We start from the raw sequence: 16,599 nt of genomic DNA on the forward strand, positions 1-16,599 counted from the left end.
GGCCGCCGCGCTCGCGGCCCTGGCGCGGGGCCAGAAGGTCGAGGCCGTGCGCCTCACGCGCGAAGCCACCGGTCTGGGCCTGGCCGAGGCCAAGCAACTGGTCGAGGCGCACCAGAACCCGGCCGCCGGCGACTTCGGGCACTTGCCGTCGAGCGCGACGGTGAATCCGATGGCCGAGCCAGGCCGGGTGTCGGGCGGCGGCTTCAAGTGGCTGCCGGTGATCGTCGTGCTGCTGATCGCGGCCGCGGCGTGGTCGTATTTCAAGGGCGCCTGAGGCCGTGATCGTTCCCCAGTTCTGGGCCGAAGGCCGCATCCAGGAGCGGGTGGCCGGCCGGCAGGTCACGGTGCGCCGCTTCGGCTGGTCCGACGACAGCCCGCTGGCCGCGCAGGCCCATGCCGACCAGCGCACGCGCGAGGCCTATGACCGCATCGTGGTCGACGGCGAAAAGCTGGAGCGCCGCGAGCGCAAGCTGGCCTACAACGGCGCCGAGGGCGTGCCGATCCGCGAGGAGATCGTCGAACGCCAGGGCGACAGCATCGTCACCCGCAACGGCTACGGCGCGCGCTGCCTCAACACGCCCGACGTGCTGTTCGTCGACGTCGACTTCGAGAACCAGGGCGCGCGCGGCAGTGCACGCGGGTTGACGGTGATCGGCGCGGCGTTCATCGGTGCGATGGTCGCGGGCTACGCCACGCGCTCGGCGATGGCGGGCGTCGCCGCGTTCATGCTGGTGGCGGCCTTCGGCTTCTGGCGCGCCCACAAGGAGGGCCTGCCCGTGGTCGAGGACAAGAGCGACCCGCTGGCGGGCGCACGGGCGCGTGTCGAGCGCTTCATCCACCAGCATCCCGACTGGCACCTGCGCCTGTACCGCACGCCGGCCGGGCTGCGTGTGCTGGCCATGCACGATGTCTTCGCACCGTCCGACGCCGCCGTGACCGACGTGTTCCAGACGCTGGGCGCCGACAAGGTCTACGCGCGCATGTGCCGCAACCAGAACTGCTTTCGCGCCCGCCTGAGCGCCAAGCCCTGGCGCGTGGGCATCGGCGAACACCTGCGGCCGCGCCCGGGCGTCTGGCCCGTGTCGCCCGACCGGCTGCCCGCGCGCGACGCCTGGGTGGCGCGCTACGAAAAGGCGGCCGAGGGGTACGCCGCCTGCCAGTACCTGGGGAGCGTGGGCAACACGCTGAAGGTGCACATGAACGCCCTGGTGGTGCAGGAACTGCACGACGAACGCACCCGCGCGAACAGCGGTTTGCCCTTGGCCTGACCGACGAGGGATTCATTCGAGAAACACCGCGGAACCGGCTTTGCCGGGCCGCTGGTGTTGCCCCCTTCCAGGGGGGAGGAGGCCACACGAAGTGGGCAAGCCTGGGGGTAGGGATAATCAGGGCATGTCTTCCCCCAAAGTGATCTTCGGCTTCCATGCCGTGGGCGTGCGCATCAAGACCGCGCCGAAATCGGTGCTCGAAGTGATGTTCGACGCCAGCCGGCGCGATGCGCGCATGAAACAGTTCATTGCGCGTGCGCAAGAAGCCGGTGTGCGGCTGGTCGAGGCCGACGGCCTGCGGCTGTCCAAGCTCAGCGGCAGCCACGGCCACCAGGGCGTGGTCGCGCGGGTCGAGCCCGTGGCCCAGGTCCGCTCGCTCGACGAGCTGCTCGAGGGCCTCGAGGAGGCCGGCACCGTGCCGCTGCTGCTGGTGCTTGACGGCGTGACCGATCCGCACAACCTCGGCGCCTGCCTGCGCGTGGCCGACGGCGCCGGCGCCCATGCGGTGATCGCGCCCAAGGACCATGCGGCCGGCATCAACGCCACCGTCGCCAAGGTGGCGAGCGGGGCGGCCGAGACCGTGCCGTACTTCATGGTGACCAACCTCGCGCGCACGCTCAACGAGCTCAAGGAGCGCAGCATCTGGTGCGTGGGCACCAGCGACGACGCGCCGGGCACGATCTACCAGAGCGACTTCAAGCGCCCGCTGGCGCTGGTGCTGGGCGCCGAGGGCGAGGGCATGCGCCAGCTCACGCGCAAGACCTGCGACGAGCTGGTGAGCATCCCCATGGCCGGCGCGGTCGAGAGCCTGAACGTGTCGGTGGCCAGCGGCGTGTGCCTCTACGAGGCGATGCGTCAGCGCAGCGCCTGAGCGGGGGCTAGCGGGCCACCGGCCCGCTGCCCTTGCGGTGGAAGTACACCAGTTCCGCCGCACGCCGCATCGGCGCCGTGCCGAGCAGGCGGTTGAACATCCAGTCGCTCTGGAAGTGGTCGAAGGCCCAGCGCAGCGTGCGCTTCATCAGAAAGCGCGGGTAGCCGCGCACGAACCAGGTCGCGGGGTCGTCTGCCTCGCCGCGCACGAAGCGCGCCACGGCCTCGCCGGCGCGCTCGCCGTGCTGCAGCGCCGTGTGGATGCCACCGGCCGTCACGGGCGACACCATGCCCGCTGCATCGCCCACCAGCAAGGCCCGTTCGCGGGCCACCACCGGCAGCACGCCGCCGCAGGGGATCATCCCGGCGCGCACGGCGACCGGCGGCGCCTCGCCGGGCGACACCACGGCGGCGATCTTGCGCAAGAGCGGGTCGAGGCGCAGCGCGCCCGTGTCGTGGCGGCCCATGCGGCGCGCCAGGCCGATCTGGCTCACGCCGACACCGTCGAGCGCCCAGCCGATGTAGCCCGGCGCGAGCCGGCGGTCGATGAAGCAATGCAGCAGGTCGGGCGCCATGCGCGCGCCCTGGTACTCGTGCTCCACGCCGTAGAGAAAGCGCGTGTTGCGCGACAGGCCCAGCGCCTTGGCGACGCGCGAATGCGGACCGTCGGCGCCCACGAGGTAGGTCGCGCGGATGCACGGGCCCTGCGCCACCGGCACCTCCCAGCGGCCGTTCGCCCACAGCGCCTGCTCGAACAGCGTGCCCAGGCGCACCTCGACGCCGCAGGCCCGGGTGGACTCCACCATCCAGTCGAGCAGCGCGGGCGCATCGGTGGCCCAGAACCAGTAGCCGGGTGCGTGCAGGTCGACGTGGTGCATGTCGGGCGCGTACAGCCGCACGCCTTCGATGCGGCGCACCAGCGCGGGCGGCACTTCGGCCAGCCACGGCACGCTGTCGACCGCGTCCTTGACGATGATCCCGGTGGTGTGCAGCTTGGCGCCGGCGGCGGCCTTCTTCTCGAGCACCATCACGCGCAGGCCGGCCTTGGCGGCGGCGCGGGCGCAGGCCAGCCCGGCAAAGCTCGCGCCAATGACGAGCAGGTCGACCTGGGTGCAGGCCGTACCCGGGTCGCTCACGAAGGCCGGTGCGGGGCAGGGCGCGACCGACGAGGAAGGCGCGTGGGGAGAAAAGAGACAGGAAGAAGAGGCGTGCATGGGAGGCTGACTTGCAAAGCGCACCACGGGGTGTGGTGCGCCTGCGAAGTTAGCGACGCCATGTGCGCCGGGCGTGAAGCCTGTGTGAACTGAACTGTGAAGCGATCAGGCTCGCTCAGGACGGGTCTTTGCTGCGCGTGCGGGCCACGGCGCTGAAGACGCCGATGCCCAGCAGGATCAGCGCGCCGATGCCGATGTAGAGCGTGGGCACGCCGGCCACCGAGGCGCCCCAGGCGACCCCGGCCAGGAAGATCAGAAAGCCGATCATGTAAAGCGCAAAGGACATCGTGCGGCTCCGGTAGCTGAGATGCCTTGCAGTATCCCGACGCACCCCGTGGCCCGGACCGGCCTGAGTCGTCTCTGCGTGTGGGAGCTTGCCTACCGCATCGGTCAGGCAATCGTTCAATCAATCAATCGGGAACGGCGACCAGCAGGTAGCGGCAGGCGGTGGCCCCCAGTGCCTTGAAGACCAGCGGCCGGTCGACGCCGAAGTCGAGGCAGTCGCCCGGGGCGAGCTCGAAGCGCTCGTCGCCGTAGTCGACCTGCAGTGCGCCTTCGAGCATCCACAGGCTCTGCCGGTACGGCGTGCCGCTCCATCGCGGATAGCCGACCTGCGCGGCGCGCGGCAGCTCGACCTCGACCAGTTCCACGCCGCTGCCCGCGCCGCGCTCGGCGACCTGGCGGCGCACATACCCGGCTTCGGGGTCGCGCCAGACCTCCTGCGCGGCCCGTTTGCGCAGCCGTTGCGGCTGCACCTTGTCCTCGGTGAGAAGCTGCGCCAGCGAGACCCCGAGGCCGGCGGCCAGCTTGCCAAGCAGCACGGCGGTGGGGCTGCTCTGCGCGCGCTCGACCTTGGAGATCATCGCCTTGCTCACGCCCGACAACCCGGCCAGATCGGCGAGGCTGAGCCCCTGGGCCTGGCGCAGCGCCAGCAGCCGGGTGGCGATGAGCGCGTCGATGTGGCCATCGGCCGGCGCCGGCGAGGGGGTGGAAGGTGAAGTGTTTCCCATGTGAGATTATTATTCTCTTATATTGAACGACAGAGAAACACCATGCGTCTCATCGCCTGCACCGAAGAAGCCCATTCAGGCGCCATCCTGGCGATCCTGAACGAGGCCATCGTCAATTCCACCGCGCTGTACGACTACAAGCCGCGCACGCCCGAGAACATGGTGACGTGGTTCGCCGCCAAGCGCGCCGGCGGCTTTCCCGTGATCGGTGCGGTGGACGACAACGGCAAGCTGCTGGGCTTCGCCAGCTACGGCACGTTCCGCGCCTTTCCGGCCTACAAGTACACGGTCGAGCACTCGGTGTACGTCGATGCCGCGCACCGCGGCGAGGGCCTGGGCCGCACGCTGATGGAGGCGATCGTGGCCGAGGCGATCGCGCGCGAGGTGCATGTGATGGTCGGTGCCATCGACGCGTCGAACGCCGGCAGCATCGCGCTGCACGAGCGCCTGGGCTTCACGCACTCAGGCACCGTGCGGCAGGCCGGCTTCAAGTTCGGCCGCTGGCTCGACGTGGCGTTCTACCAGCGCATCCTGGCGACGCCGCTGAACCCGGTCGACGGCTAGCCGGGGCTCAGGCCGGCGTCTCGGCGCTGGCCCGGTCGAGCATGTCGATGGTGCCCGCGTCCAGCTTGAGCTGCGTGGCCACCACCAGTTCTTCGAGCTGCGCCAGCGAGGTGGCGCTGGCGATCGGCGCCGTCACGCCGGGCCGTGCGATCTGCCACGCAATGGCGACCTGCCCGGGCTTGGCGTTGTACTGCTGGGCCACCTTGTCCAGCGCATCGAGGATGCGCAGGCCGCGCGGGTTCAGGTACTTCTTGGTGGTGTTGGCGCCGCGCGCGCTCTTGGCCGCATCGGCCTCGGTGCGGTACTTGCCGGTGAGAAAACCCGCCGCCAGCGCGTAGAAGTTGATCACGCCCACTTCGCGCTTGAGGCACAGCGGCTCCAGGGCGTCTTCGAACACCGCGCGGTCGTACAGGTTGTACAGCGGCTGCAGGCTCTCGTAGCGCGCGATGCCCAGGCGCTCCGACACGTCGAGCGCCTCGGCCAGCCGCGGCGCCGTGTAGTTCGAGGCGCCGACGGCGCGCACCTTGCCCTCCTTGATGAGTGCGTCGAAGGTGCCCAGCGTGTCTTCGAGCGGCGTGTTGGCATCGTCGTCGTGCGACTGGTACAGGTCGATGTAGTCGGTCTGCAGGCGCTTGAGCGACGCCTCGACGGCTTCGCGGATGTAGGTGGGCGACAGGCCCACCTTGCCTTCGCCCATCGGCTTGCCGACCTTGGTGGCCAGCACCACGCGGTTGCGCTTGCCGCTGTGCTTGAGCCACTTGCCGATGATCGTTTCCGATTCGCCGCCCACATGGCCCGGCACCCAGGCCGAGTAGACGTCGGCGGTGTCGACGAAGTTGAAGCCGGCGTCGAGCCAGGCGTCGAGCAGCTTGAACGAGGCCACCTCGTCGACGGTCCAGCCGAACACGTTGCCACCGAAGGCGAGGGGAGACACCCGAAGGCTGGAACGGCCGAGCGGACGAAGTTGCGACATGGCAGAGGGCTCCTGAAAGTAAAAGTATGCAGAAAGGAAAAAGGCTCAAACGAAGCCTACCGCGCCCAGCGCCGCGCCGCAGCCCAGCAGCCACAGCAGGTGGATGCGCGTGCGCCAGACCACCAGCGCGGCCACGCCGCTGAGCAGCCACAGGTGCCAGGCCGGCACGCCGGTCGACTGGTTGCCGCCGGCCAGCACCCAGCCGGTGGCGATGAGCAGCCCGACCACCACAGGCGCCATGCCCTGCTTGAAGGCGCGCACCTCGCGGCGCGTGCGGTTGCGGTGGCCCCAGCGCGTGGCGACGTAGGTGAGGGTGGTGCTCGGCAGCATGATGCCGACCATGGTGACCATCAGGCCGAAGAAGCCGAGCAGCCAGGCCATGGGCCCGGCGCCGATGCCGCCGCCCGCGTTGAGCCCGACGTTCCAGCCCATCAGCGCCACGAACAGCACGTTGGGCCCGGGCGCGGCCTGGGCGATGGCGACCGAGGAGGTGAACTGCGCCTCGGTGAGCCAGCCGTGCTGCGCCACGAGGTAGCGGTGCATGTCGGGCACCGTGGTGATCGCGCCGCTGATCGACAGCAGCGACAGCAGCAGGTACTGGCCGAACAGCGCCAGCCAGTCGTGCCATTGCATGACGATGTTCATGGCGCGATCTTCTTCCAGGTCCACACGCAGGCCACGCCGCCCACAGCGAGCAGCACCCACCCCAGCGGAATCTTCAGCAGCGCGATGGCCGCGAACACCAGCGCCACGAACGCCAGGCAGGTCGCAAAGCCCAGCGGGTGCTTGCGCAGTTGCGGGATCAGCTTGATGCCCGTGGCGGCAATGAGCCCGCCCGACACCGCGCCCATGCCGCGCAGCGCGGCCGCCACCTGCGGGTTGGCGGCGTAGTGCGCGTAGAGCACGGCCAGCGCGAGGATCACGAACAGCGGCACGGTGAGCATGCCCGCCACCGCGGCCACGGCGCCGCGCAGGCCGAAGTAGCGGTCGCCGATCATCAGCGCGAGGTTGATCACGTTCGGCCCCGGCATCACCTGCGCCACGGCCCAGTCCTCGAGGAACTGGTCGGGCGTGAGCCACTTCTTCTTCTCGACCATCTCGCGCTGGACGATGGCGAGGACGCCGCCGAAGCCCTGCAGCGCGAGCCAGGTGAACGAAACAAAAAGGTCGCGTGGCGACGCGGGCTGCGGGTGGTCGGGCGGCGATGCCGCGGCGGGGGCGGACGGATGCATGTGGAACGATTATCGTAGGCGCACTGCTTCACCGGGACCCGACGCCATGCTCATTCGACTTCGCGCACTCTTCGATCTCTGCCGGCGCGCCTTCGCTTCCTGGTCCAACGACTACGCCCCGAGCATGGGCGCCGCGCTGGCCTACTACACGGTGTTCTCGATCGCGCCGCTGCTGCTGATCGTGATCGCGGTGGCCGGCCTGGTCTTCGGGCAGGAGGCCGCGCGCGGCGAGATCTTCGCGCAGCTCTCGGGCCTCATGGGCGAGCAGGGCGCGGCGGCGGTGCAGGGCATGCTGCAGGCGGTCAACAAGCCGACCGAGGGCATCGTGGCCACGGTGGTCGGCATCGCGCTGTTGATCGTGGGTGCGACCACCGTCTTCGGCGAGCTGCAGGACGCGCTCGACCGCATCTGGCGCGCCCCCGCGCGCACCCGCAACAAGGGCGTCTTCAACATGCTGCGCGTGCGGCTGCTGTCGTTCAGCATGATCATGGGCATCGGCTTCCTGCTCATGGTGTCGCTGGTGGCGAGCGCGGCGCTGGCCGCGCTGGGCAAGTGGTGGTCGCCGATGTTCGGTGCTTGGGCCACGCTGGCGCAGGTGGTGAACTTCGTCTTCAGCTTCGCGATGGTCACGGTGATCTTCGCGATGATCTACAAGATCATGCCGCGCGCCAAGGTGCAGTGGCGCGACGTGTGGGTGGGCGCGGCGGTGACGGCGCTGCTGTTCACCGTGGGCAAGCACCTCATCGGCCTGTACATCGGCAAGAGCAGCGTGGCCTCGGGCTACGGCGCGGCCGGCTCGCTGGTGGTGGTGCTGGTGTGGGTGTACTACTCGGCGCAGATCTTCCTGCTGGGCGCCGAGTTCACCTGGGTCTATGCGCGCACCTACGGTTCGATGAAGGACGCCATCGGCGAACCGGCGGGGCAGGCGTCGCCGACGCGCGACGTGCCGCTGCCGGCGCATGTCGACGCTGCTTAGCCTGCGAAGCCGCCCTCGTCGAGAAACTTCTGCTCTTCCGGCGTGGACGTGCGCCCGAGCATCCGGTTGCGGTGCGGAAAGCGCCCGAAGCGCGCCACGATGTCGCGATGCAGCACGGCGAAGTGCTGCGTGCTGGCGTCCTGCGTGGCGTTGAGTTCGACCGAACGCTCCTGCTCGGCCAGCACCTCCGAGTGCATGAAGGGCAGGTAGAAAAAGCGCTGCATCAGAGCGTCGGCCTGCCGGTCGAAGCCGGCCTCGACGGCGCGGCGCGCCACGGCCAGCGCGAGGCCGTCGGTGGCGAGCATGTGCGGGTTCTGGCGCCAGGCGTTGCGCGGGAACTGGTCGAGCAGCACGAGCAGGGCCAGGGCGCCTTCGCCGGTGTCGGCCCAGTGGTCGAGCCGGCCGCTGGCCGCGGCCTGGTGGGCGGCGGCCAACTGGTCGATGCATGCGGCATCGAAGGCGTCGCTTTTCGCGAACCAGCGCTCGGGGCCGGCATTGCGCCAGAAGGCGACCACGTCGTGTGCGGAGGGGAGTGTGTCGTCGGAAATCATCGTTGCATTCTCTTGCACAGGCGTGCGAAGAAGGGGTGCTGGCCGACAAGGCCGCAGGCGGTGTCTGCCTATGCTGAATGTTTTACATCCTCAGGAGACAACGACCATGAACAACAGCACTCGCACACTCTGGCGCACCACCCTCGTCGCCGGCCTGGCCGCCGTCGCACTGGCCGGCTGCGGAATGATGTCGAAGTCGAACGTCGCGAGCTTCAGCGGCGCGATGAACGCGGCCAGCCAGGTGCCGCCCAACATGACGCGCGGCAGCGGCATGGCCGAGGCCTGGCTCAACCGCGACACCAACGTGCTCAAGTACAAGATCACCTACGAAGGCCTGAGCGGCCCGGCCACGGCGGCCCACTTCCACGGGCCCGCCGCCGCGGGCGCGAATGCCGGCGTGGTGCTGCCCTTCGCGAGTCCGGCCAGCCCGATCGAGGGCCAGGCCACGCTCACGCCGGCGCAGGCGGCCGACCTCGTGGCCGGCAAGTGGTACGCCAACATCCACACAGCCGCCAACCCGGGCGGCGAGATCCGCGGGCAGATGCTGCCGAAGATGTGAGATTCGTCCGGGCTGAAGCCGCGAAAAGGCCCCTGGTCAGGTGGCTGTCGCGGGGCTGGTGTCCAATGACCGCATGACGACGACACCCAAGAAAAAGCCTCGCGCCGCCACCGCTGCTTCCTCTTCTTCGCACGCACCACCCCATCCCTTCATCGCCCGCCGCGACGACATGCGCACCGCCCGCAAGGCGCTCGTGCTGCAGGGCGGCGGTGCGCTCGGCGCCTACCAGGCGGGCGTGTACGCCGCGCTCAGCGAGACCGACCTGCAGCCGCACTGGATCGCGGGCGTGTCGATCGGCGCCATCAACGCCGCGCTCATCGCCGGCAATGCGCCCGCGCAGCGGGTCGACCGGCTGCGTGAGTTCTGGCACCTGGTGTCTTCGGGGCCGGCGCAGCGCCTGCCGTCGTGGCTGGGCGACCGCGCCACGCAGAACCAGTGGAGCGCCACCATGGCCTCGCTGGTCGGCATTCCGGGTTTCTTCGAGCCGCGCTATTCGCCGGCCCTGCTGCTGGGCGGCGCCGCGCCGCTGCTGAGCTACTACGACACCTCGCCGCTGAAGGCCACGCTGGAGCGGCTCATCGACTTCGACCGCATCAACGCCTGCGAGGCGCGCTTCAGCGTGGGCGCCGTCAATGTGCGCACCGGCAACTCGGTGTACTTCGACAACACGCGACAGCGCATCGGCCCCGAGCACATCATGGCCAGCGGCGCGCTGCCGCCGGGCTTTGCGCCGGTGCACATCGACGGCGACGACTACTGGGACGGCGGCATCGTCTCGAACACGCCGCTGCAGTACGTGCTCGACACGCACCCGCGTTCCGAGGCTCTGGTGGTGCTGCAGGTCGACCTGTTCAACGCGCGCGGCGAGATGCCGCACACGCTGTCGGGCGTGATGGAGCGCCAGAAGGACATCACCTATTCGAGCCGCACGCGCCTGAACACCGACGCGCTGGCGGCCAACATGAACCTGCAGCAGGCCATTGCCGACCTGATCGCCAAGCTGCCGCCCGGCCTGCGCAACGACCCGAGCGTGGTCGAGGTGCAGGCGCAGCTCACGCACGAGCCGATCGACATCTTTCACCTGATCTACCGCGACAAGACGTACGAGCTCGAGTCGAAGGACTACGAGTTCTCGCGCGCCGCGGTCGAGGAGCACTGGGAATCGGGCGTGCGCGACATGGGCAAGACGCTCGCGCACCCCGAGACGCTGCGCGCCGACGCCACGGTGAACGGCGTGACCACCTTCGACCTCGGCGAGCCGGGCACCGGGCGCATCAAGCGGCCGGGGCTGTCGCGCTGAGGGAAGACGGCCGGGCGCGTGCCCGGTTCTTGCTCGTTTTTTTCCTATCCACCACTTCCAAGGACGCTTCACCATGCAACTCAAGGACAAGGTCGCCTACATCACCGGCTCGGCCAGCGGCATCGGCAAGGAAATCGCCATCCTGTTCGCGCAGGAAGGCGCCAAGATCATCATTGCCGACCTCAACAAGGAAGCGGCCGATGCCACCGCCGCCGAGCTGAAGGCCACGGGCGCGCAGGCCATCGGCGTGGGCGTCGACGTGACGAACGAAGACCAGGTCAATGCCTCGGTGGAAGAGGGCGCGAAGGCCTTCGGCGGCATCGACATCCTCATCAGCAACGCCGGCATCCAGATCGTGCATCCGGTCGACGAGTTCAGCTTCGCCGACTGGAAGAAGATGCTCGCGATTCACCTGGACGGTGCGTTTCTCACCACCAAGGCGTGCCTCAAACACATGTATGCGCAAGGCCGCGGCGGCAGCGTGATCTACATGGGCTCGGTGCACTCCAAGGAAGCATCGCTGCTGAAGGCGCCCTACGTCACGGCTAAGCACGGCCTCATCGGGCTGGCCAAGACGGTCGCGAAAGAGGGCGCCAAGCACGGCGTGCGCGCCAACGTGATCTGCCCGGGCTTCGTGCGCACGCCGCTGGTCGAGAAGCAGATTCCCGAGCAGGCGAAGACGCTGGGCATCACCGAGGAGCAGGTCGTCAAGAACGTGATGCTCAAGGAGACGGTGGATGGCGAGTTCACCACCACGGACGACGTGGCGCGTGTGGCGCTGCTGTTCGCGGCGTTCCCGACCAATGCACTCACCGGCCAGTCGCTCGTCGTGAGCCACGGCTGGTACATGCAGTAGGCGCTACAGCTTCAACTCCCACGTCTCGCCCACCTGCGGCTGGCCGTAACCCTCGTGCGGCTCCGAGTGCGTGAGCTGGAAGCCGCGCTTGGCATAGATGCTGCGCGCGGCCGTGAGGCAGCTGTTGGTCCACAGCGTCATCTTCTTGTAGCCCTTGCGGCGCGCGAAGGCGATGCACTCGTCCACGAGGCGCCCGCCCAGGCCCAGGCCGCGCGCGGCGGGCGTGAGGATCAGCATGCGCAGCTGCGCCACGGTGGCCGACTTGCGCACCACGAAGATCGCGCCGACGCGCTCGCCGTTGAGCTCGGCGATCCAGCAGCGCTCCCATTCGGGCTGGAACTTGAGCAGGAACTCGCCCGCGATGCCCGCCACGAGCGCTTCGAAGCGGTGGTCCCAGCCGTATTCGCGCGCATACAGCTCGCCGTGCTGCTGCACCACCCAGCCGATGTCGCCGGGCGCCGGGTCGCGCAGCACGGCGGCCTGGGGCCGGGCCGGCGATGCGGCCGGTTCGAGCAGCGACTGCACCGTGTCCATGGCCTGCACCAGCTGGTTTTGTTGCGCCGGCGGCAGTGCGGCGAGCAGGGCGGCGGCTTCGTCGCGCGATTTCTGTTGCAGCGGCGCAAACGCGGCATGGCCGGCCTCGGTCAGGCGCAGCACGCTCTGGCGGGCGTCGCGCGGGTGCGGCTCGCGCGTGAGCCAGCCGTGGGTTTCGAAGCGGCGCAGGATGCGGCTGAGGTAGCCGGCGTCGAAGCCCAGGTCGCGCCCGATCTCGCTGGCGACGGGGGTTTCGCGGTGCGCCAGCTCGTAGAGCACGCGCACGTCGGTCAGCGACAGGTCGCTGCCCAGGTAGGGGTCGAGGGCGCCGATGCGGCGCGTGTAGAAGCGGTTGAAGCGGCGGATGGCCTTGACGGCGGACGGGTCGACGGAGGGTGTTGGCGTGGGCATGGTTGCCATTGTCATTCAAATTGATTGACTTTGGCAATCAAATAAGAGCCCTCGCATCCCGGGGCAAGGGATCTTCAGGGCGACAGAAATGCTGGAAAACCCTAAAATCGAGGGTTGCCCACACAGGCGGCGCCCCGGCGCTGTCCGCTCCCACCGATGAACGCCCCCGTCGACGTCTCCTTTTTTGCGCGTGCCGCCAAGCCGCTGACCAGCTACCGCAAGTACTGGGCGGCCCGTTTCGGCACGGCCAAGTTCCTGCCGACCTCGCGCAAGGAGATGGACGCGCTCGGCTGGGACAGCTGCGACATCATCGTGGTCACGGGCGACGCCTACGTCGACCATCCCAGCTTCGGCATGTCGGTGATCGGCCGCATGCTCGAGGCGCAGGGCTTTCGCGTGGGCATCATCGCGCAGCCCGACTGGCAAAGCGCCGAGCCCTTCAAGGTGCTGGGCAAGCCGAACCTGTTCTTCGGCGTCACGGCCGGCAACATGGATTCGATGATCAACCGTTACACGGCGGACCGGAAGATCCGCAGCGACGACGCTTACACCCCCGGCGACGTCGGCGGCTCGCGCCCCGACCGCGCGGCCATCGTGTATTCGCAGCGCTGCAAGGAAGCCTGGAACGACGTGCCGATCATCCTCGGCGGCATCGAAGGCTCACTGCGCCGCATCGCGCACTACGACTACTGGTCGGACAAGGTGCGCCGCTCCATCGTCGTCGACGCCAAGTGCGACCTGCTGCTGTACGGCAACGCCGAGCGCGCCATCGTCGAGATCGCGCACCGCCTGGCCGCCAAGGAGCCGGTGCAGCAGATCACCGACGTGCGCGGCACCGCCTATGTGCGGCGCGAAACGCCCGAGGCCTGGTTCGAGATCAACTCCACCAGCGTCGATGAACCCGGCCGCGTCGAGGCGCACGTCAACCCGTACCTGATGGTGTCCGACCAGGCCAAGGCCAACGGCGCCACCTGCGCGAAGGAAGACGAGGCGCAAGCCGTCGCCAAGGCCGCCGAAGCCGCGGGCTCTGCGGCCGGCTCGGTCGTCAACCCTGCCATCAAGCCGCTGAACTTCGTGCCCAACCCGGCGCTGCAAGGCCGCGGCAAGATCGCCGTGCCACCGCGCGACCGCTCGGTGATCCGCCTGCCGTCGTACGAGCAGGTGCGCAGCGACCCGGTGCTCTACGCCCACGCCAACCGCGTGCTGCACCTCGAAACCAATCCCGGCAACGCCCGCGCGCTCGTGCAGGCGCACGGCGAGGGCGCCACGGCGCGCGACGTGTGGATCAACCCGCCGCCCATTCCGCTCACCACGGCCGAGATGGACCACGTGTTCGACCTGCCGTACGCACGCAGCCCGCACCCGCGCTACGCCGACGAGAACGGCAGCCACGACGGCGCGACCAAGATCCCCGCGTGGGAAATGATCCGCTTCAGCGTGAACATCATGCGCGGCTGCTTCGGCGGCTGCACCTTCTGCTCGATCACCGAGCACGAGGGCCGCATCATCCAGAGCCGCTCGGAAGACTCGATCATCAAGGAGGTCGAGGCCATCCGCGACTCGGTCAGCGGCTTCACCGGCACCATCTCCGACCTGGGCGGCCCCACGGCCAACATGTACCGCCTGGGCTGCAAGAGCCCCGCGATCGAGGCGGCGTGCCGCAAGCCCAGCTGCGTGTACCCAGGCATCTGCCCGAACCTTGGCACCAACCACGACCCGCTCATCAAGATCTACCGCCGCGCGCGGGCGCTCAAGGGCATCAAGAAGATCCTCATCGGTTCCGGCCTGCGCTACGACCTGGCCGTGCAGTCGCCCGAGTACGTGAAGGAGCTGGTGCAGCACCACGTCGGCGGCTACCTGAAGATCGCGCCCGAGCACACCGAGCAGGGCCCGCTCACGAAGATGATGAAGCCCGGCATCGGCAGCTACGACAAGTTCAAGCAGATGTTCGAGAAGTACTCGGCCGAGGCGGGCAAGAAGCAGTACCTCATTCCGTACTTCATCGCCGCGCACCCGGGCACCAGCGACGAGGACATGATGAACCTCGCGATCTGGCTCAAGAAGAACGGCTTCCGCGCCGACCAGGTGCAAACGTTCTACCCGAGCCCGATGGCCACGGCGACGACGATGTACCACACCAACAAGAACCCGCTGCGCAAGATCACGCGCGAGAGCGAGACGGTGGACATCGTGCGCGGCGACAAGCGCCGCCGCCTGCACAAGGCCTTCCTGCGCTACCACGATGCCAACAACTGGCCGCTGCTGCGCGAAGCCCTGAAGAGCATGGGCCGCGCCGACCTCATCGGCAACGGCAAGCACCACCTCATCCCGACGTGGCAGCCGTTGACCGATGGCGGCTACACGAGCGCGCGCCGCAAGAACTCGACCTCCGCGCCGGTGGCCGCCAAGGCCGCGGCGCCAGTCAGGCTGGCGCCGGTGAAGCCCTCCAAGGGCCGCATCCTCACGCAGCACACGGGCCTCCCGCCGCGCGACAACGGCAGCGGCGGCAAGCCGCTCAACAAGCCTTCGCGCAAGGTGCGTTGAGGCCTGGTCGAAGGCGCGGTCAGCCGAAGGCCGCGTGCTTCGACAGCCAGAACACCCACGCCCCCAGCGCCGCGCAATGCAGCGCGACCGTGACGTAGAACCTCCACAGGAAACTCGCCTTGCTCGACTTGTGCCGCAGCAGCTGCTGCGCGCACCACGCGCCCGGCCAGCCACCCGCGAGCGCGAGCAGGTGCAGCGTGCTTTCCTGCGTGCGCCAGCGCCCGGCCTGCGCCGCGCGCTTGTCGAAGGCGTAGGCCCCGAAGGTGAGCAGGCTCAGCCCCGCGACGACCGCCAGCGCGAGCAGCGGCAGGTGGCCGAGCCAGACGGCGGCGCCCAGGCCCAGCGCGTAGGCCCCGATCAGCCACGCACCCCGCGGCGTGCCGGCCGTGCTGCGACCCGAAGGCCGGCGAGGCTGCGGGCGTGATGCTGCACGAGGCACGGTAGCCGCCGAGGCCGCAGCCGCTTCCACGGCCACCGCACGCGGCCCCTTGCCGCCGACATGGATCTCTTCGAAGCGCACCGCCATGCCGACCTGCGGCTTCAGCTGGCGGTCGCGAAAGTCACGCAGGTGCACGAACACGTCGGCCGACACCTCCGGGCTGCGGATGAAACCGAAGCCGCGCTCGGCCTCCCAACGAACGAGTCGACCTTGGCGCTTCATGGCAGGCGGTGATAGAGAGCAGGGCACATGCCGGCGATTCTCTCTTGTGGGCGCGGGGCGCCGCTCCTATCATCGGCCGCTCATGCACCTGCATCACTCTCCCCCTTCGTCGACCTGCCGCTGACGTTCGCGCGCGCTTCGCGCCGCGCCCGTCAGGCCCGCAAGTGGTCGCTGCCGTCCGCCTTCTTCTGCTGAATGAAGAACGCCGGGCGGTGGCCGGATGGTCATGCCCGCCCCCGGCAATGCGTCGACGCGACGCCGAGGCGACGGGCCTCACGGAGAGTTTCAACATGAATGCAAGAACAACGGCCGCCCTGGCCTGGGGCGGCGTGCTGCTGGCCGGCGTGCTCTGGGGCGGCGGCGCCCTGGTGGCGCAATTCCTGATCGACGGCGGCATCGCGCCGCACAGCCTGTCGCTGGCGCGCTTCGCGCTGGGCATGCCGCTGCTGTGGTGGCTGCACTGGCAGGCGACACGGCGCGCGCCGGTCGCCCATGCCGAGTGGCGCCATCTGACGCGCCGCGAGCAGGGCCACGTCGTCGGCACCGGCGCCGCGATGGCGCTGAACGTGAGCTGCTGGTTCGCCGGCATCGCGCACCTGGGTGCCGCGCTGCCGACGGTGATCTCGATCTGCTGCGCGCCGCTGATCGTGGCCTGCGTGTCGGTGCTGCGCGGCTACGAACCCTTCGGTGCGCGCCTGCTCGGCGGCCTCGTGCTGGCACTGGCGGGCGTGCTGCTGCTGGTGATGCCGGCCGCTGGCTGGGGCGCCTTGCCGACGGGCTACGGTGCCGGGCTGGCGTGGTCCTTCGGCTCGGCCGTCTGCTATGCACTGGTGGTGCTGGGCAACGCGCGCATGCCGGCGCGGGTGCCGGCCGTGACCGCGTCCGCCTGGGGCATGAGCGCCGCGGCGCTGTGCATGCTCGGCGTCGCCGTGGCGAACGGCATCACCTGGCCCGAGGGCGCGGCGCAATGGACGGGCGCGGCCTACACCGGCGTGGCCACCACCTCGGTCGCCTACCTGGCCTTCGCCTGGGGTGCGCGTCGGCTCTCGCCGACGGCGGCGGTGGTCGGCACGCTG

The 16,599-nt window shown here is 69.3% G+C and carries 19 protein-coding genes; 10 read left to right on the forward strand and 9 right to left on the reverse strand.

Translation table 11 applies throughout. The features are described from left to right. From VBO01S_RS26685 to rlmB, 3 genes are all read left to right on the forward strand, one after another. On the forward strand, positions 1 to 274 hold a 274-nt coding region (locus tag VBO01S_RS26685), incomplete at its 5' end, for a ribosomal protein L7/L12 (RefSeq protein ID WP_174543701.1). Positions 275 to 278: 4 nt separating this feature from the next. Further along, positions 279 to 1,268: a hypothetical protein gene (locus tag VBO01S_RS26690; RefSeq protein ID WP_062481057.1), complete on the forward strand. Its 990-nt coding sequence runs from the start codon at positions 279 to 281 to the stop codon at positions 1,266 to 1,268. A 124-nt stretch (positions 1,269 to 1,392) separates the two neighbouring features. Beyond that, entirely contained in the window at positions 1,393 to 2,139 is a 747-nt protein-coding gene (gene rlmB / locus VBO01S_RS26695; RefSeq protein ID WP_062481059.1) for a 23S rRNA (guanosine(2251)-2'-O)-methyltransferase RlmB, read from the forward strand. Between the two features lie 7 nt (positions 2,140 to 2,146). Here rlmB and VBO01S_RS26700 read toward each other — a convergent pair whose 3' ends face one another. From VBO01S_RS26700 to VBO01S_RS26705, 3 genes are all read right to left on the reverse strand, one after another. Next, positions 2,147 to 3,352: an NAD(P)/FAD-dependent oxidoreductase gene (locus tag VBO01S_RS26700; protein WP_062481061.1), complete on the reverse strand. Its 1,206-nt coding sequence runs from the start codon at positions 3,350 to 3,352 to the stop codon at positions 2,147 to 2,149. A 115-nt stretch (positions 3,353 to 3,467) separates the two neighbouring features. After that, the gene (locus tag VBO01S_RS32830; RefSeq protein WP_167395039.1) at positions 3,468 to 3,638 is read right to left on the reverse strand and encodes a hypothetical protein; all 171 of its coding nucleotides are present in this window, start codon (positions 3,636 to 3,638) and stop codon (positions 3,468 to 3,470) included. Between the two features lie 124 nt (positions 3,639 to 3,762). After that, positions 3,763 to 4,362 (reverse strand): helix-turn-helix domain-containing protein, encoded by a 600-nt coding sequence (locus VBO01S_RS26705; RefSeq protein ID WP_062481063.1) that lies wholly within the window; start codon positions 4,360 to 4,362, stop codon positions 3,763 to 3,765. Between the two features lie 42 nt (positions 4,363 to 4,404). Here VBO01S_RS26705 and VBO01S_RS26710 point away from each other — a divergent pair, with 42 nt between their 5' ends. Beyond that, positions 4,405 to 4,926: a GNAT family N-acetyltransferase gene (locus tag VBO01S_RS26710; RefSeq protein WP_062481065.1), complete on the forward strand. Its 522-nt coding sequence runs from the start codon at positions 4,405 to 4,407 to the stop codon at positions 4,924 to 4,926. A 7-nt stretch (positions 4,927 to 4,933) separates the two neighbouring features. Here the strand turns inward: VBO01S_RS26710 and VBO01S_RS26715 are convergent, their stop codons facing one another. The 3 genes from VBO01S_RS26715 to VBO01S_RS26725 are packed head-to-tail and all read right to left on the reverse strand — an operon-like array spanning position 4,934 to position 7,131. Further along, on the reverse strand, positions 4,934 to 5,899 hold the full coding sequence (locus VBO01S_RS26715) for an aldo/keto reductase (protein WP_062481067.1): 966 nt from the start codon (positions 5,897 to 5,899) through the stop codon (positions 4,934 to 4,936). A gap of 45 nt (positions 5,900 to 5,944) precedes the next feature. Continuing rightward, a complete protein-coding gene (locus tag VBO01S_RS26720) occupies positions 5,945 to 6,544 on the reverse strand; it encodes a chromate transporter (protein ID WP_062481069.1) in 600 nt (199 codons plus the stop codon). After that, positions 6,541 to 7,131, reverse strand: a complete 591-nt coding sequence (locus VBO01S_RS26725; protein WP_062481071.1) for a chromate transporter — start codon at positions 7,129 to 7,131, stop codon at positions 6,541 to 6,543. The genes VBO01S_RS26720 and VBO01S_RS26725 overlap by 4 nt, the downstream gene beginning before the upstream one ends. Before the next feature lie 46 nt (positions 7,132 to 7,177). On the opposite strand from VBO01S_RS26725, the gene VBO01S_RS26730 reads away from it, so the two are divergent. Then, the gene (locus tag VBO01S_RS26730) at positions 7,178 to 8,107 is read left to right on the forward strand and encodes a YihY/virulence factor BrkB family protein (RefSeq protein WP_062481073.1); all 930 of its coding nucleotides are present in this window, start codon (positions 7,178 to 7,180) and stop codon (positions 8,105 to 8,107) included. Here VBO01S_RS26730 and VBO01S_RS26735 read toward each other — a convergent pair. Beyond that, positions 8,104 to 8,658 (reverse strand): DUF924 family protein, encoded by a 555-nt coding sequence (locus VBO01S_RS26735; protein WP_062481074.1) that lies wholly within the window; start codon positions 8,656 to 8,658, stop codon positions 8,104 to 8,106. The genes VBO01S_RS26730 and VBO01S_RS26735 overlap by 4 nt on opposite strands. Before the next feature lie 106 nt (positions 8,659 to 8,764). Here VBO01S_RS26735 and VBO01S_RS26740 point away from each other — a divergent pair, with 106 nt between their 5' ends. The 3 genes from VBO01S_RS26740 (at position 8,765) to VBO01S_RS26750 (ending at position 11,373) form a co-directional block, all read left to right on the forward strand. Further along, positions 8,765 to 9,217: a CHRD domain-containing protein gene (locus tag VBO01S_RS26740; protein ID WP_062481075.1), complete on the forward strand. Its 453-nt coding sequence runs from the start codon at positions 8,765 to 8,767 to the stop codon at positions 9,215 to 9,217. Between the two features lie 73 nt (positions 9,218 to 9,290). After that, the gene (locus VBO01S_RS26745; RefSeq protein WP_062481076.1) at positions 9,291 to 10,517 is read left to right on the forward strand and encodes a patatin-like phospholipase family protein; all 1,227 of its coding nucleotides are present in this window, start codon (positions 9,291 to 9,293) and stop codon (positions 10,515 to 10,517) included. Positions 10,518 to 10,590: 73 nt separating this feature from the next. Then, a complete protein-coding gene (locus tag VBO01S_RS26750; RefSeq protein WP_062481077.1) occupies positions 10,591 to 11,373 on the forward strand; it encodes a 3-hydroxybutyrate dehydrogenase in 783 nt (260 codons plus the stop codon). A 3-nt stretch (positions 11,374 to 11,376) separates the two neighbouring features. Here the strand turns inward: VBO01S_RS26750 and VBO01S_RS26755 are convergent, their stop codons facing one another. Beyond that, positions 11,377 to 12,318 (reverse strand): bifunctional helix-turn-helix transcriptional regulator/GNAT family N-acetyltransferase, encoded by a 942-nt coding sequence (locus VBO01S_RS26755; RefSeq protein WP_255221208.1) that lies wholly within the window; start codon positions 12,316 to 12,318, stop codon positions 11,377 to 11,379. Positions 12,319 to 12,474: 156 nt separating this feature from the next. Here VBO01S_RS26755 and VBO01S_RS26760 point away from each other — a divergent pair, with 156 nt between their 5' ends. Further along, positions 12,475 to 14,862: a YgiQ family radical SAM protein gene (locus tag VBO01S_RS26760; RefSeq protein ID WP_062481079.1), complete on the forward strand. Its 2,388-nt coding sequence runs from the start codon at positions 12,475 to 12,477 to the stop codon at positions 14,860 to 14,862. Between the two features lie 19 nt (positions 14,863 to 14,881). On the opposite strand, the gene VBO01S_RS26765 is transcribed toward VBO01S_RS26760, so the two are convergent. After that, positions 14,882 to 15,523: a DUF1294 domain-containing protein gene (locus tag VBO01S_RS26765; RefSeq protein ID WP_062481081.1), complete on the reverse strand. Its 642-nt coding sequence runs from the start codon at positions 15,521 to 15,523 to the stop codon at positions 14,882 to 14,884. Between the two features lie 290 nt (positions 15,524 to 15,813). Here VBO01S_RS26765 and VBO01S_RS26770 point away from each other — a divergent pair. Further along, positions 15,814 to 16,599 (forward strand): DMT family transporter (locus VBO01S_RS26770; RefSeq protein WP_062481083.1); only part of this gene is annotated, 786 nt, incomplete at its 3' end.

The sequence above is a fragment of the Variovorax boronicumulans NBRC 103145 genome, from assembly GCF_001591345.1.
Lineage (GTDB): Bacteria > Pseudomonadota > Gammaproteobacteria > Burkholderiales > Burkholderiaceae_C > Variovorax > Variovorax boronicumulans.

Excerpts from the sequence above, each read along its gene's own strand:
- VBO01S_RS26755 (WP_255221208.1), bottom strand. The coding sequence starts at position 12,318 with ATGCCCACGCCAACACCCTCCGTCGACCCGTCCGCCGTCAAGGCCATC.
- VBO01S_RS26725 (WP_062481071.1), bottom strand. The coding sequence starts at position 7,131 with ATGCATCCGTCCGCCCCCGCCGCGGCATCGCCGCCCGACCACCCGCAG.
- VBO01S_RS26730 (WP_062481073.1), top strand. The coding sequence starts at position 7,178 with ATGCTCATTCGACTTCGCGCACTCTTCGATCTCTGCCGGCGCGCCTTC.
- VBO01S_RS26750 (WP_062481077.1), top strand. The coding sequence starts at position 10,591 with ATGCAACTCAAGGACAAGGTCGCCTACATCACCGGCTCGGCCAGCGGC.
- VBO01S_RS26765 (WP_062481081.1), bottom strand. The coding sequence starts at position 15,523 with ATGAAGCGCCAAGGTCGACTCGTTCGTTGGGAGGCCGAGCGCGGCTTC.
- VBO01S_RS26720 (WP_062481069.1), bottom strand. The coding sequence starts at position 6,544 with ATGAACATCGTCATGCAATGGCACGACTGGCTGGCGCTGTTCGGCCAG.
- VBO01S_RS26710 (WP_062481065.1), top strand. The coding sequence starts at position 4,405 with ATGCGTCTCATCGCCTGCACCGAAGAAGCCCATTCAGGCGCCATCCTG.
- rlmB (WP_062481059.1), top strand. The coding sequence starts at position 1,393 with ATGTCTTCCCCCAAAGTGATCTTCGGCTTCCATGCCGTGGGCGTGCGC.
- VBO01S_RS26740 (WP_062481075.1), top strand. The coding sequence starts at position 8,765 with ATGAACAACAGCACTCGCACACTCTGGCGCACCACCCTCGTCGCCGGC.
- VBO01S_RS26760 (WP_062481079.1), top strand. The coding sequence starts at position 12,475 with ATGAACGCCCCCGTCGACGTCTCCTTTTTTGCGCGTGCCGCCAAGCCG.
- VBO01S_RS26700 (WP_062481061.1), bottom strand. The coding sequence starts at position 3,352 with ATGCACGCCTCTTCTTCCTGTCTCTTTTCTCCCCACGCGCCTTCCTCG.
- VBO01S_RS26715 (WP_062481067.1), bottom strand. The coding sequence starts at position 5,899 with ATGTCGCAACTTCGTCCGCTCGGCCGTTCCAGCCTTCGGGTGTCTCCC.
- VBO01S_RS26735 (WP_062481074.1), bottom strand. The coding sequence starts at position 8,658 with ATGATTTCCGACGACACACTCCCCTCCGCACACGACGTGGTCGCCTTC.
- VBO01S_RS32830 (WP_167395039.1), bottom strand. The coding sequence starts at position 3,638 with ATGTCCTTTGCGCTTTACATGATCGGCTTTCTGATCTTCCTGGCCGGG.
- VBO01S_RS26745 (WP_062481076.1), top strand. The coding sequence starts at position 9,291 with ATGACGACGACACCCAAGAAAAAGCCTCGCGCCGCCACCGCTGCTTCC.
- VBO01S_RS26705 (WP_062481063.1), bottom strand. The coding sequence starts at position 4,362 with ATGGGAAACACTTCACCTTCCACCCCCTCGCCGGCGCCGGCCGATGGC.